This is a genomic window from Mesorhizobium sp. M0028, assembly GCF_040323855.1.
Classification (GTDB): Bacteria; Pseudomonadota; Alphaproteobacteria; order Rhizobiales; family Rhizobiaceae; genus Mesorhizobium.
In genome coordinates, this window is sequence record NZ_JAMYVG010000019.1 from 22337 (window position 1) to 34371 (window position 12035).

15 protein-coding genes are annotated in these 12035 nt (G+C 62.5%); 6 read left to right on the forward strand and 9 right to left on the reverse strand.

The annotated features are described in order from the left end of the window. Positions 1 to 177 precede the first annotated feature (177 nt). Both NKJ93_RS25950 and NKJ93_RS25955 read left to right on the forward strand, forming a co-directional pair. Positions 178 to 1407, forward strand: a complete 1230-nt coding sequence (locus NKJ93_RS25950) for an RDD family protein (RefSeq protein ID WP_352591926.1) — start codon at positions 178 to 180, stop codon at positions 1405 to 1407. A 147-nt stretch (positions 1408 to 1554) separates the two neighbouring features. Further along, a complete protein-coding gene (locus tag NKJ93_RS25955; RefSeq protein WP_352481466.1) occupies positions 1555 to 1788 on the forward strand; it encodes a hypothetical protein in 234 nt (77 codons plus the stop codon). 109 nt (positions 1789 to 1897) lie between these two features. Here NKJ93_RS25955 and NKJ93_RS25960 read toward each other — a convergent pair whose 3' ends face one another. Then, positions 1898 to 2212, reverse strand: coding sequence for a hypothetical protein (locus tag NKJ93_RS25960; RefSeq protein ID WP_352591994.1), 315 nt, complete (start codon positions 2210 to 2212; stop codon positions 1898 to 1900). 74 nt (positions 2213 to 2286) lie between these two features. Next, complete coding sequence (locus tag NKJ93_RS25965) at positions 2287 to 2805, reverse strand: metallophosphoesterase (protein ID WP_352591929.1); 519 nt, start codon at positions 2803 to 2805, stop codon at positions 2287 to 2289. Between the two features lie 362 nt (positions 2806 to 3167). On the opposite strand from NKJ93_RS25965, the gene NKJ93_RS25970 reads away from it, so the two are divergent. Continuing rightward, positions 3168 to 3389: a hypothetical protein gene (locus NKJ93_RS25970; protein WP_352548048.1), complete on the forward strand. Its 222-nt coding sequence runs from the start codon at positions 3168 to 3170 to the stop codon at positions 3387 to 3389. A 94-nt stretch (positions 3390 to 3483) separates the two neighbouring features. Then, complete coding sequence (locus NKJ93_RS25975; protein ID WP_023720477.1) at positions 3484 to 4032, forward strand: DNA-3-methyladenine glycosylase; 549 nt, start codon at positions 3484 to 3486, stop codon at positions 4030 to 4032. Positions 4033 to 4065: 33 nt separating this feature from the next. On the opposite strand, the gene NKJ93_RS25980 is transcribed toward NKJ93_RS25975, so the two are convergent. Continuing rightward, on the reverse strand, positions 4066 to 4332 hold the full coding sequence (locus tag NKJ93_RS25980; protein WP_023720478.1) for a DUF3606 domain-containing protein: 267 nt from the start codon (positions 4330 to 4332) through the stop codon (positions 4066 to 4068). A 169-nt stretch (positions 4333 to 4501) separates the two neighbouring features. On the opposite strand from NKJ93_RS25980, the gene NKJ93_RS25985 reads away from it, so the two are divergent. Then, positions 4502 to 5020: an EF-hand domain-containing protein gene (locus tag NKJ93_RS25985; protein WP_352591932.1), complete on the forward strand. Its 519-nt coding sequence runs from the start codon at positions 4502 to 4504 to the stop codon at positions 5018 to 5020. Between the two features lie 179 nt (positions 5021 to 5199). Beyond that, entirely contained in the window at positions 5200 to 5541 is a 342-nt protein-coding gene (locus NKJ93_RS25990; protein WP_352591935.1) for an antibiotic biosynthesis monooxygenase family protein, read from the forward strand. A 31-nt stretch (positions 5542 to 5572) separates the two neighbouring features. Here the strand turns inward: NKJ93_RS25990 and NKJ93_RS25995 are convergent, their stop codons facing one another. From NKJ93_RS25995 to NKJ93_RS26020, 6 genes are read right to left on the reverse strand one after another with little or no spacing between them, the layout of a single operon-like run. Further along, positions 5573 to 6406, reverse strand: coding sequence for an SMP-30/gluconolactonase/LRE family protein (locus NKJ93_RS25995; protein ID WP_352591938.1), 834 nt, complete (start codon positions 6404 to 6406; stop codon positions 5573 to 5575). Positions 6407 to 6419: 13 nt separating this feature from the next. Next, complete coding sequence (locus NKJ93_RS26000) at positions 6420 to 8192, reverse strand: CoA-transferase (RefSeq protein WP_352591941.1); 1773 nt, start codon at positions 8190 to 8192, stop codon at positions 6420 to 6422. Further along, positions 8189 to 8974: an enoyl-CoA hydratase/isomerase family protein gene (locus tag NKJ93_RS26005; RefSeq protein WP_352591944.1), complete on the reverse strand. Its 786-nt coding sequence runs from the start codon at positions 8972 to 8974 to the stop codon at positions 8189 to 8191. The genes NKJ93_RS26000 and NKJ93_RS26005 overlap by 4 nt, the downstream gene beginning before the upstream one ends. A gap of 2 nt (positions 8975 to 8976) precedes the next feature. Then, entirely contained in the window at positions 8977 to 10182 is a 1206-nt protein-coding gene (locus NKJ93_RS26010) for a CaiB/BaiF CoA transferase family protein (RefSeq protein WP_352591947.1), read from the reverse strand. A 17-nt stretch (positions 10183 to 10199) separates the two neighbouring features. After that, positions 10200 to 10985, reverse strand: a complete 786-nt coding sequence (locus NKJ93_RS26015; protein ID WP_352591949.1) for an SDR family NAD(P)-dependent oxidoreductase — start codon at positions 10983 to 10985, stop codon at positions 10200 to 10202. A gap of 1 nt (position 10986) precedes the next feature. Then, entirely contained in the window at positions 10987 to 11982 is a 996-nt protein-coding gene (locus NKJ93_RS26020) for an ABC transporter permease (RefSeq protein WP_352591952.1), read from the reverse strand. Between the last annotated feature and the right edge of the window lie 53 nt (positions 11983 to 12035).

The window sequence follows — 12035 nt, forward strand, 5'->3', positions numbered from 1 at the left end:
GCAGCCCCGCGCCAAGCAAGATGACCTCTCGAATTTCTGACCCCGAATTTAGTCGGCCGTTGCGCCCGCCCCAAAACAAGTTTGCCATGACGCAAAGATACGCTGGGGGTCAGACATTGAAGCTCTTGCAAGTAAGTCCATCTTGGCGCTTCATTGCCTCGGGTGAGGGAGGGGTCGATGTGGTACTACGCAAAAAACTTGGATCACGTTGGACCGTTGTCAACTAATGAGCTTGCTGCGCTAATCAAAAGTGGGACAATAAATTCGGCGACGCTTGTTTGGAACGAAGAAATGCCGAATTGGGCGCGACTTTCGGACGTGCCTTTACTGCTCGAACTTATCCCAAAGAAACCACCACCATTACCGGGCTCTAGCTCAGCCCCGCCGGTCATCGCAACGTCAATAAGCGGGGGCATCCCGAGACTTCAAGAGTTGCCGTTGGCAGGGCCTTGGCTAAGGTTTCTTGCTCGATGCCTCGACGTCTGGCTCGTCACCACAATGCTAACGATCTCTCTCGGCTTGGTGTTAGCTTTCTATCTCCCATCAGCTTTGCTCGCCTTAAACAGCGCAAATGATAAAGTCCTCGGGCTGATTTTCCTGCCTATCGTAATGATCCTCCTTGCGCTCTGTACTGCCACCTTCGGCAACACGATAGGCAAGGCCTTATTGGGGATCACAGTTCGAAAGCTTACCCAGCAGGGGTCGCTGGGGTTCTTCCTGAAAAGGGAGATGAGGGTTTGGACGGAAGGCCTCGCAATAGGTATTCCCTTCATCGCGCTATTCACGCAAGGCTCCCAATACAGAAAGGTAGTTGCCGGCCAACCAGCCAGCTACGATTTAGGAAGAGGTCGGGTTGAAGCCCGACCTGTCTCCGCCTTCCGCAAATCGCTGGGAGTGCTGATACTCGTGGGCCTCGTCGGAGGCTTCATAGCCTTTGTCGCTCACACGGAGGAACTGGATCGGCAGGAGCTTGCGTCGTTCACATGGCGGAACCCAATAACTAAGAGAACGACGCTGCTCTCTGGCACATGGCACCCTAAAGACATTGAGGCGAAGGGTGGGGATCTATACCATTTCGCGGCGGACAGCCTGTTGGCCGAGGCGCTATTCGGCCACGAGAAATTGGGGGCTAGCGATATCGATCCGCAGGCCTATGCAACGGCTATTCAGCAAACTATCTCGGAAAACTTCACCGTCACAACAGAGTGGCAACCCGTCACCGTCGGCGGTCGCCCAGCACTCCGGGCGAACGGGTCATCAAAAACCGACGCCAACATAGATTTCCAAGTCACAATCACCATCGACGGCGAGGACGCTTGGCGAACGCTGATATTCACACGTGGCAGAAAGGTCGATGATGCAACCTTTGGCAGGGAGTTTAGCGAGGCAGCGTTTTCCACGATCTGACGTTTAGTGCTTCCTGGTCCCATCGCCACGCCTAAGGGGGAACTTTGACCTCTGCCCCTCATGACAATCACCCCCGATCTCCGGCGCCCTGGAACCCAATCCACCTCGAACGACTTCTTCGTGAGTTGATCTCAAAGGAGCGCCCCTGTGCCTGCACCACCCGAAATGGATGTCGTCCTCGAAAAGCTGCCGTTGAGGATCGGCGCCTATGTCCCCGATGACTTGCTGGAGGACTGGTTTGCGCCGGGAACCGGCATGAACCCGGTCAGCAAGGAAGCGCTTGCCGCCGCGAAGAACTACGGTTGGCGCTTCGAATGCGAGTTCAAGCACTACCCCGACCGCAAGGAGGGCGTGTTCTGGAAGTGGGTGCCGGCGATCTGATCCGCGCTGGAACGGTTCATCGTTTCACGGAAACGCAGAACCGGTCTGTCTTTTTGTTTTGACGCAATTCTGGACGGAAAACTGTTTCACACTTTTCCTGGAATTTGCTTTAGCCTCCGCCGATCGGCGTCGTCACCTTGCCGATTCCGCCGCATTCGGGGCAGGTCCCGCCGTCGATCATGCCTGACCCTGCACAGCGGCGGCAGATATTCTCGCCTGCCCCGGGAACGCCTGCCGGAACTTCGTCCGCGTTGGTCTGAGCGGCTTGCCGGGGTTTTCCCAGCAGCTTGTCTCTCAGCCGGGCGACCCAGCCTTCGTCGACCTCGAGCTGCCTGCTGCTGTCGTCCGGCAGGCCTTCGCCGGATTGGCCGATGGTTTCATTGCGCGGCCGGTCATTCATGCCTGTCGTGATCTTCTGAGCCATTGCCGTTGCCTTTACGCCTTGCAATTTTTCGAACGCCTCAGCTCCGCGGAGGTTCCGGTTGCGGCCAGCCGCCTTCAGCCGGGTTTTGTCCGCGCCGGCCGGCGGCCGCGGCTGGCGAGGATGGCGGGAAGCGTGACCGGACGAAAATCCCAGCTGTCGACGCCGACGTCATACTGGCGCGTGACCGGGGTGAGCCGGCCGTGCGAATGGCCATGCAGGTCGATCGACCTCCGGCCGATCTGGTTCCAGGTGCGAAAAGGATAGTGGCAAAGGATCAGCAGACTGCCGTCGAGGCTCAGCTCCTTGTAATGTTGCGTGCTCGCCCAACCCGTCGCGTCAATGGTGGTCGCAGCATCGTTGTTGCCGATGATCAAGTGCTTGCTGCCATGAAGAGACGACAGCAGCGACGACACGAAGGACGCCGAGCCCTTGGCAAAATCGCCGAGGTGCCAGACCTCGTCGTCCGGGCCGACAGTCTCGTTCCAGAACGCAATGAGCGCCCGATCATGCTCCGCCAGCGAGCCGAACGGGCGGCGGTCGATGCGCAGAATGCGCGGGTCGCTGAAATGCGTGTCGGCGGTGAAGTAGATCATGCGCGCTCGTTGGGGCCTGTTGTCGAACTGCCGCGCATGTAGGCGCGTGGCGCACCAAGTCCATCTTGCTCTCCCCAATGCTTGCTCAACCCGCTCGATCGTCGGTTGTTCCTGTAAACAGGCCTGGGCGGCTTCCGCTCGTTGGAACATTAAGAAGGGGGAACTTTAAGAAGGGGGAACTTTGAAACGTGGGAACTTTGAAATGAGACGCAGGTTAGAATGCTTGAGGCCGATGCTCTGAAAGGACCTCGACGATGACCGACGCAGCACCTGTTGGGCGAAGCCCGGCTCAAGCGCGGGGCGATATCCACGCCGGGCGCGGAGGGGATAAGACACCGGGGATCGACCCAGCCGCGGCTCCCATGGAGACGGACGCGGAATCGGCCGGCAGCGTTCCGGCAAAGGATCGGTCTGCGCCTCATGAAAAGCCGGAGTTCACCAACCAGGCGAGCTATGCCAATGCGATGCGTCCGCTGAAGGATGAGCCCGACGTCCAACCGAGTAGATATGGGCCAGTCATGGTGATTGCCGCCATCGTCGTGCTGGCCGCGGCGGTTTTCATCGGCGCAGCCCTGCTGCGCTGAATATCGCATATCCGAGAGCAGTGGCTGGACATTTCGTGTCCGGTCCAGGAACTTGCTGCCGCGCCAGGTTGAGGCGCGATCCGTCCGGTGCACTTTGACCACGAACCATCAATTCTTTGCCCGAGACGCCACCATCGTGGCGCGTGACATGATTGGCGCCACGCTGCTTTTGCACGGCGTTGGCGGCATCATCGTCGAGACCGAAGCCTATCGTCCGGATGACCCGGCTTCGCATGCTTTCGGTGGCAGGACGGTGCGCAATGGCGCAATGTTCGGCGCCCCGGGCAGCGCCTATGTCTATCGCTCCTATGGCCTGCATTGGTGCCTCAATGCCGTCTGCCTGCCCGGCAGTGCCGTGCTTATCCGCGCAATCGAACCGCAATCCGGGCTGGAGGTGATGCGGGCCAATCGCGGCCTTGACGATCCCGGGCTGCTTTGTTCGGGACCGGGTCGCCTTTGCCAGGCGCTGGCAATCGACAAATCCCATGACGGGCTGCCGCTGGACGTGCCGCCATTCGAATTCAGGCGGCCGGGCGACGCCAGCGCCATTCTTACAGGCCGCCGGATCGGCATTTCCAAGGCTGTCGATGCGGAGTGGCGGTTCGGCCTTCGTGGCTCGGATTATTTGAGCCGTAAGTTCTGACGCCTGCGGCAGCGGCAGAGCAGCTGCCTGGCATCACTCGTCGGGTTTGCCGAGATGCATAGGCGTTCTCTGTTGGCGGGCTTCGCTGGTCACCTCGTCCGCTCCGGCAGGTGAAATCCCTCGCAACGCCTTCGCGGCTTCGATCAGGCGCCCGCGATCATTGCCGAAGCTCTTGATCAGCTGGCGGACCTGGTCGGCGGTGATGCCGTTCTGTTGGGCAAAATACTCGACTTCACGTTCATCTTCCGCGGAAACGCGATCGCGGTCGCGGAAATCTCGCTTGCTCTTATCGTCAGCCATTTTTTCCTCCTGGTGGAGCTTCGCATCAATGGCAACGTGGGCAAGCCGCTTTCGTTGCCGCGATCGGGCGGACTTTTGTGCGGCCGTGCCGACTGCCCAGGAACCATGAGGCGAGCAGCCGGTTTGGCTTGGATGCAGCAGCCACCAATTCATACCGATGGAGATTACGATGACGCTCGCAAGCAAAACCACAGTAGTTGCCGCGGCGCTGGCTATGTTGGCCGCGCCGGCATTCGGCCAGACGAGCCCACCTGCGCCCGCAACGCCGGCACCGGATCGTGGCGCCGAACAGTCGCCCGGAATGAACGGGCAGAGCAAGGATGCCATGCGCGATATGATGCGCCAGATGATGACCGAGATGCTGGAGGAGAGAATGCAAGAGGATCGCGCGCCCCGGGCGGAACGGCGCGGTCGCGACCGCCGGCATCGCGACTACAGGATGGGCCCGCCTGACCGAGGCTGGGAGACGGGTGGCCGCGGTGGCATGGGACGGGGGATGCATGGCGCGAGGATGCGAATGATGTTCGCCATAGTCGATGCCGACGGCGACGGCGCGCTTTCTCAGAGCGAAGTCCAGGATTTCGTCGGGCGGATATTCAACGCCGTCGATGAGGACGGCGACGACAGCGTCGACATGCAGGAAATCCGATCCTTCTTCCATGGAGGGGGCGCCGAGGATCAGGAGTAAGTCTCCTAGCGGTCGGCAAGGAAGCCCTATCTGGGCAGCCCACCTACGTCGACCGGGAGGATGAAAACCGCCGCTGGCAACCGGATACCGGGTTGCCCAGCAGGGAAGATGCGTTGCTTGGCTGGCCTTGCCAGGCTGAATGCCGGGTCGGAACCATTCGAGACAGCAGGAATTTGGCAATGACGGAGAAAGCTACACAGAAAACCCCCACGATCGCCCGTGTCTGGCGTGGCAGAACCTTGCCTGAGAAGGCCGACGCCTATGAAAGCTACAATTACGAGGCCGGCATCAAGCCGCTGGTCGAGAAGGCGCTGGGCGTGCAGACCTTTCGCGAGGACACGCCGACCCATTCGGAATTCGTGACGATTTCCTATTGGGAAGATGTCGAGGCGATGGCGGCGTTTACCGGTGGCGATCCGACAAAAATCCACCATCTCGAGCGGGACGAAGAGTTCCTGATCGAGCTGCCGTCGCGGGTGCAGGTGTTGCGCATCCGCTCCAGTCACGGCCGCCTGCAATAGCCCTGAGGAGCGCCGCCCTGTTCGGCCCGACCTAATAAATCGCCGTCAGGTCGATTTCGGTAATGTGCCAGCGGCCGAGATTTGAGGTGTAAAGCCTGTCGCCCTTGAAGGCGATGTTGGTGGGATGGGCGAGCGTCGTTGCCGCCGGATCCTCGACCAGCACCTCGAGCCCGCGATCTTTTCGCCAGCGATAGATACGGCTGGGCTCGTAGCATGAGATGAACAGCGAACCGTCCGGCGCGAAGGCAACGCCATCGGGGACGTTGTTCACGCCGTCCACGACGAGCTGGCGAGGTCCTGCCGTGCCGTCGGCACGGATCGGCACATAGCTGACGCAGGCCGCATGGCTTTCCACCACATAAAGCCCGCTCCCATCCGGCGCCATCGCCATGCCGTTGGCGAAGGCCATGGCCTCGCTACACCACAGGCCGCCTTCGCCCATCTGCAAATCATAGCGGAAGATGCCGGAGCGGTTGTCTTCGCCGAGGCTGTCGGAAACGTAGAGCCAGCCTCGTGTCTCGTCGACGATCGGATAGTTCGGCACGCGGATGCCAGCCGAGGCGAAGCGCTCCATATGACCCGTTCCGGCATTCCAGCGAAAGATCGCCGAATGTCTCAAATCGCAGGCAAAACAGTTTCCCGCGCTATCGAAGGCGATGCCGAGCAGAAAGCCGTCCGTGCCGCCCATGTGCTCGACGGAGCCGCCATCAGCGGCGAGGCGCAGCAGGTCGCCGGTTTCGGTGCCGCACCAGATCGAGCCGTCGCGATGGATAGCCACGCCTTCCGGATGGGCGACGCGCGGGCTGGTGAAGATGCCGTCGAAGAAGACCTTCGCGGCCGACATTTCGAGCAACGGCTTTGCCATGCGCCACCCCTCTTCAGCCTGTTGCGGTATGCGACCGCTGCACGGCAATACAGCGCTCGACCATCAGCCGGTCGGCCGCCAGGATCTCGGCGATGAGCGCGCCACGCTCCTTGGCGCTGACGAATTCGAGACGGCGCAGGCCGAGCGGGTCGATCCGGTTTCGCAGGATGTCGAGCGTCTCGTTCGAGGGCAGCGGAACCTCGCGGCAATCGGCATCGAATGTCAGGGCAAAGCCGGTGACATCCTGGATCTGCTGGCGCGTCACGCCCGGCATGGTCTCGACGATAACCAATTGCCGGCTCTCCCGGTCGAGCCGAAAGATGCAAAGGTCGGTGAACACCAGCGCCGCCCCGGTCCGATAGCCCATCGGGTCGCGTTCGGCCTCTGTCAGCAAGCCGCGCGCGGAGCTGGCGATCTCGACGGTGTCGACCAGCGACTGCGGGGAGTGGCGCGGGATGTAGAGCAGATAATCGCGATGCATGTTGGCGACATCAGCCATGCCGCCCTGCCCGGGCAGCCGGATGAGGCTGCCGTCGCGCTTGCGCAGCGCAATGGTGTTGACGCGCCCGCGTCGGTCGACCTGCGCGGCACCGACGATCTCATGCGTCACGGCGCCGGCCTGATAATAGGTCGAATAGGTGTCGTCGCCGCCGGCATGGGCCACCGCCGTCCCGCAATCGAGGCTTTCGATCAGCGACAGGATCATCGGGCTCGGCGCTATGTCGAGATGGCCGCAACTCATCGTCGCGATGATCATGTCCGGCGCGTGCGTCGCCTTGGCCAGCCGGTAGGCGACATTGGCCAGCGGCGACACGGCGCCGGCGCTGGCAAAGCTGTCATTGTCGAGCTCGGCGGCGATGCGGGCAGCAATGATCTGGTCGATGGATGCTTTCTTTTCGCCGTGCACGAGCCCGGGCATTGCGAGGACTGTTTCAGCGCGGACTTTCGCAGCGTCTTGAACCCGCTCCGGCACACCCTCCGAAGGCACGCTCAGGCTGTCCGCCAAAGGTATCTCCTTGGCCGCCGCTGCCGCCAAGGCTTGATAATCCGTCACATAGAATGGCAGGCAGGAGGCGGGATAGGCGCCGCCTGGCGCCAGCGCTATGGCCGACACCTGGTTGCGGGTCAAAATGCTTTGGCGGCCGTCATGGCGCAGCGCTCCGACAGGGACGATCTCCTCGACCGTGACCAGCACCTGGCGCGCCGCGCCGGCCATGGCGAAGTCCAGCGCCCGTGGTCCGATGATCTGGACATTGCCGCTCTGGTCGGCACGCTGAGCATGGACGACGAACGTATCGAGCCGCAAGGCCGGGATGACCCCGGTCGTGATTCCGTCGACCGGATCGGGCGCGGCGATCGCGCCGGGCACGCGAGCCAGCATATCCGAACCCTGCGGAAGCTGAAACGGCATTGACGGCAGGTTCTGCTGCGCTGCCCGCAACGCCTGGATCATGGCCAGCGCGGTCCAGTCGCGAACCGGCACGGCATTCGTCTCGGCAGCCGCGCGGAAGCGGGGCGGCAGGCCGAAAATATCGAGGCTGGAAAAGCAGAGGTCGATTTCCGCCACGGCATTCGCTTCGAGAAGCAGCTCGAGCGGCAGGCCGCCGGCCCAGCAGACGTAGCGCAAATCCCGTACGCCCAACCGCGCGATGGCGCGCAGCAGGGCGATCGGCAGCCGGGCAAAATGATGGCCGCCGACGCCGAAGACGTCGCCGCCGCCGACCATCGCGGCCAGCCCCTCGACATCGGTGAAGCGCGGCCGGTTCGGCTTGACCAGAGACGTCATTTCGCAGCCTTGGCCCGTGCCGCGCTCTTTTCAGCGAACGCCTTGACGCGGCGCTGGCCGATCTCGCTGCGGTAGAGACCACCCAGGACATCGCGTTCCATGGCAAGACCGTCGGCCAGATCGCCCGACACGGCATGCGCTGTCAGCCCTTTCAGCCCGTCGATCGCTGCGGCCGGTTCGGCGGCGATCATCTCGGCGAGTTCCAGCGCCCGCGGCATCAGCCTTTCGGCATCGACGATCTCGTTGACCAGACCGGCGCCGACGAACTCGGAAGCCGGCACGATGGCGCCGGTCATCAGCAGCAGATTGGCGCGGTTGCGGCCGAGCTTCTGGACGCTGCGCTGGGTGCCGCCGCCGCCGGGCACCAGCCCGAGCTTGATCTCGGGCAGGCCGAGCTTCGCGAACTGGTTGGCGATGACGATGTCGCAGCACAGCACCAGCTCCATGCCGCCGCCGAGCGCAAAGCCGTTGACCGCCGCGATGACCGGCTTGCGGTAGTTCTCGATCGCCGCATACATGCGTGTGCCGGCGGCCTGGAAGGCGTCGAACTCTGCAGCTGTCTGGGCAGCATATTCTTTGATGTCGGCGCCGGCCATAAAGCCGCGCCCCTCGCCGGTCACCACGATCGCGCCGACGCCGTCATTCTTCGACAACGCCTCGAAAACTTCGGTGATCTCGCTTTGCATCAGCCGGTTCATCGCGTTGAGCTGATCGGCGCGCCGGAAGGTGACGACCGCGACGCGCCCGGATATTTCCAAACTGAGTGTCTGGTAAACGCTCATCGTCAGGCAGCATCCACGGTCATGTCGCCGGACGCCTCAAGTGCTGCAATCTCGCCGCTGGAGAGGCCGAACTCGGCCAGTATCTCGCGGCCATGCTGGCCGACCAGCGGCGCCGGCCGCTCTATGGTAGCCGGCGTCTCGCTCATCTTGACGGCCGGTGCGACCACCCTGACCTTGCCACCGCGCGGATGATCGTAGCTGGTGATCATGCCCAGGTGCTTGACCTGCGGGTCCTCGGCCGCGCGCCTTATGTCCTTCACCTCGGCACACCAGATGTCGACCGCCAACAGCCGCGCCAGCAGGTCCTGCGTGGCAAACTTCCTGGTTTCGGCGTTGACTTTGTCGAACACCTCGTCGCGCTTGTCGAACAGCGTCTTCAGATCGTCGTAGACAGCAAGCTGCGGCGCCTCCAGCACTTCATACAGCGTCTTGAACGGGCTCATGGCGATCGACACATAGCCGCCGTCCTTCGCTTCGTAGATACCGAACGGCGCCTGCATGCCGGGGTGGCCGATGCCTGAATTCGGGCGCACGAAATCCTCGCCGAGATTGAGCACGGCGACATATTCCTGATTGAGATGCGCCAGCATGCCGGCCAGCAGATTGACCTCGATCTTCTGGCCCTTGCCGGTCTTCTCGCGATAGTAGAGCGCCGACAGGATGCCATAGACCATGTTCATGGCGCCGATCTGGTCGGCCAGGCCGGCGCCGGCCGGAACAGGAGCCTGATCGCCGCGGCCGGTGTTGGAGATCAGCCCGGACAATCCCTGGATCAGCATGTCCTGGCCGGGACGCTCGACATAGGGGCCTTCCTCGCCATAGCCGGAGCCCGAGCAAAAGATGATGGCGGGATTGACCGCCTTAAAGTCCTTGTAGCCATAGCCGAGCCTGGCGAGCACGCCAGGGCGGAAATTCTGCACCACCACATCGGCCTTCTTGGCCATGTCCATGATGATGGCATGCACCTTGCGGCTCTTCAGATTGAGCGCGATGGAGCGCTTGTTGCGGTTCCAGGCGAGGAAATTCGGGCTTTCGGAGCCGCCGACCCATTTGGCGAAGAAGGTCATGCCGCGGAACATGTCGCCGGCGCCGGCACGCTCGATCTTGATGACGTCGGCGCCCATGTCGCCGAGCAGCTGCGTGGCGAACGGCCCTTGCAGCAGATGGCTGAAATCGAGAATGCGGACGCCTTCGAGGGCCTTGTTCATTTTTGTCTCGTTTGTTGTCAAAGCAGGTCGGGTACGTAGCGGGGTGCTGCGGTGAGGCCGCCGTCGACGCGCAGGTCGGTACCGGTGGTGAAGCCAGCGGCGTCGGAGGCCAGATAGACAGCGGCTTCGGCCACTTCGGACGGTTTGCCGATGCGGCCGAGCGGATGCATCTTGACCCAGGCCTTGGCGAGGTTGCCGCCGATCTCTTTGACCAGTTTATCGTTCATTGGCGTGCTGATGGTGCCGGGCGAGATCGAGTTGACGCGAATGTTGAGCGGGCCGAACTCGACCGCCATCTGGCGCGTCATCGCCATCACCGCACCCTTGGCGCCGGCATAGGCGGTCCAGCCGTCGAGCCCGATATGACCTTGCGCCGAGGCCATGTTGATGATCGAGCCGGATTTCTGCGCGATCATGTGCGGCAACGCATATTTGCAGCCGCGGAACACGCTGGTCAGGTTGACCGCGATCAGCCGGTGCCATTGCTCGTCGCTCATTTCGTGAACCGGCATGCCGCCGATGGCGATGGCGGCATTGTTGACCAGAATGTCGAGATGGCCGGTCTTGGCGACGGCTGCGTCGATGAGGGCGGCGATATCGGCCTCCTCCGCCACGTCGCAATGGACGTAGTCGGCGCGGTGGCCGGCGGCGCGCAGTTCCGCCGCGAATTTTTCACCCTTCTCGTCGGCGATGTCGCCGAGGACGACGTGCGCGCCCTCACGCGCCATCGCCTCGCTGATCGCATGGCCGATGCCGTCGGCGGCGCCGGTGACGATTGCGGTTTTCCCTTTGAGACGATCCATATCAGCCTCCAATGGCACGCCGGCGCTTCGCTTCGTCGAAGGCGACGGCGGCAATGATGATCACGCCGGTGATGACCAGCTGCCACTCGGTCGGCAGGCCGAGACCGCGCAGGCCGTTGGACAGGAATTGCAGGATCAGCACGCCAAGCGCCATGCCGGTCAGGCTGCCGATGCCGCCGGCAAGGCTCACGCCGCCAAGCACGGTGGCGGCAACGACCTGGAACTCGAAATTCAGCCCGGCCGTATGTTGCGCAGAGCCGACGCGGGCGGCCAGGATGATGCCGGCAACCGTTGCTAGCAGTGCGCTGATGATGAAGCAGATGAACTTGACGCGGCGCACATCGTAGCCTGCCAGGCGTGCCACTTCCGGATTGCCGCCGACGGCATAGATCTGCCGTCCGAACGGCCGGTGCAGCATCATGTAGGCGAAGACGGCGAGCAGGGCGATGGCGATAACCGCCGAATAGGGAATGACATTGAACAGTCGGCCGTCCGACAGCGCGATGAAGCTGTCGAGCGCGGCATCGTCGGGGATGGCGCGCTGGCCGGTGTAGAGATAGACGCCGCCGCGCATGATGAACATCGTGCCCAGCGTCACGATCAGCGAGTTGATGCCGGCATAGGCCGTCAGATAGCCGTTCACGACGCCGATGATCAGCCCGAACAGCAGCGCACCACTGATGCCGAGCAGCAGCGAGTTGGTTTCGTTCATGATGATGATCAGCGGCAGCGCGATGGTCGCCAGCAGTGAGCCGATCGAGATGTCGACCTCGCCGGACATGAAGACGATGGCGCAGCCGATGCCGGCGGTGAGCGCCAGCGAAGCCTGACCGAGCACATTGGTGATGTTGCGCACCGAGAAGAAATTCTCGGCGGTGAAGGAAAAGAACGCGATCACCAGGATGAGGCAGAGGAGCAATGCCAATTCCTGCCGCGCGACGAGCCGCGCCAGCATGGACGGCCCAGCTTTCATGGTGTCGGTGCTTGCCAGGCTCATCGCTTGGTCCCTTCGAAAGCGTCGGCCGAATGACAGGGAATGCTGTCGCGAAG

Excerpts from the sequence above, each read along its gene's own strand:
- NKJ93_RS25950 (WP_352591926.1), top strand. The coding sequence starts at position 178 with ATGTGGTACTACGCAAAAAACTTGGATCACGTTGGACCGTTGTCAACT.
- NKJ93_RS25960 (WP_352591994.1), bottom strand. The coding sequence starts at position 2,212 with ATGGCTCAGAAGATCACGACAGGCATGAATGACCGGCCGCGCAATGAA.
- NKJ93_RS25965 (WP_352591929.1), bottom strand. The coding sequence starts at position 2,805 with ATGATCTACTTCACCGCCGACACGCATTTCAGCGACCCGCGCATTCTG.
- NKJ93_RS25970 (WP_352548048.1), top strand. The coding sequence starts at position 3,168 with ATGGAGACGGACGCGGAATCGGCCGGCAGCGTTCCGGCAAAGGATCGG.
- NKJ93_RS25980 (WP_023720478.1), bottom strand. The coding sequence starts at position 4,332 with ATGGCTGACGATAAGAGCAAGCGAGATTTCCGCGACCGCGATCGCGTT.
- NKJ93_RS25985 (WP_352591932.1), top strand. The coding sequence starts at position 4,502 with ATGACGCTCGCAAGCAAAACCACAGTAGTTGCCGCGGCGCTGGCTATG.
- NKJ93_RS25990 (WP_352591935.1), top strand. The coding sequence starts at position 5,200 with ATGACGGAGAAAGCTACACAGAAAACCCCCACGATCGCCCGTGTCTGG.
- NKJ93_RS25995 (WP_352591938.1), bottom strand. The coding sequence starts at position 6,406 with ATGGCAAAGCCGTTGCTCGAAATGTCGGCCGCGAAGGTCTTCTTCGAC.
- NKJ93_RS26000 (WP_352591941.1), bottom strand. The coding sequence starts at position 8,192 with ATGACGTCTCTGGTCAAGCCGAACCGGCCGCGCTTCACCGATGTCGAG.
- NKJ93_RS26005 (WP_352591944.1), bottom strand. The coding sequence starts at position 8,974 with ATGAGCGTTTACCAGACACTCAGTTTGGAAATATCCGGGCGCGTCGCG.
- NKJ93_RS26010 (WP_352591947.1), bottom strand. The coding sequence starts at position 10,182 with ATGAACAAGGCCCTCGAAGGCGTCCGCATTCTCGATTTCAGCCATCTG.
- NKJ93_RS26015 (WP_352591949.1), bottom strand. The coding sequence starts at position 10,985 with ATGGATCGTCTCAAAGGGAAAACCGCAATCGTCACCGGCGCCGCCGAC.
- NKJ93_RS26020 (WP_352591952.1), bottom strand. The coding sequence starts at position 11,982 with ATGAGCCTGGCAAGCACCGACACCATGAAAGCTGGGCCGTCCATGCTG.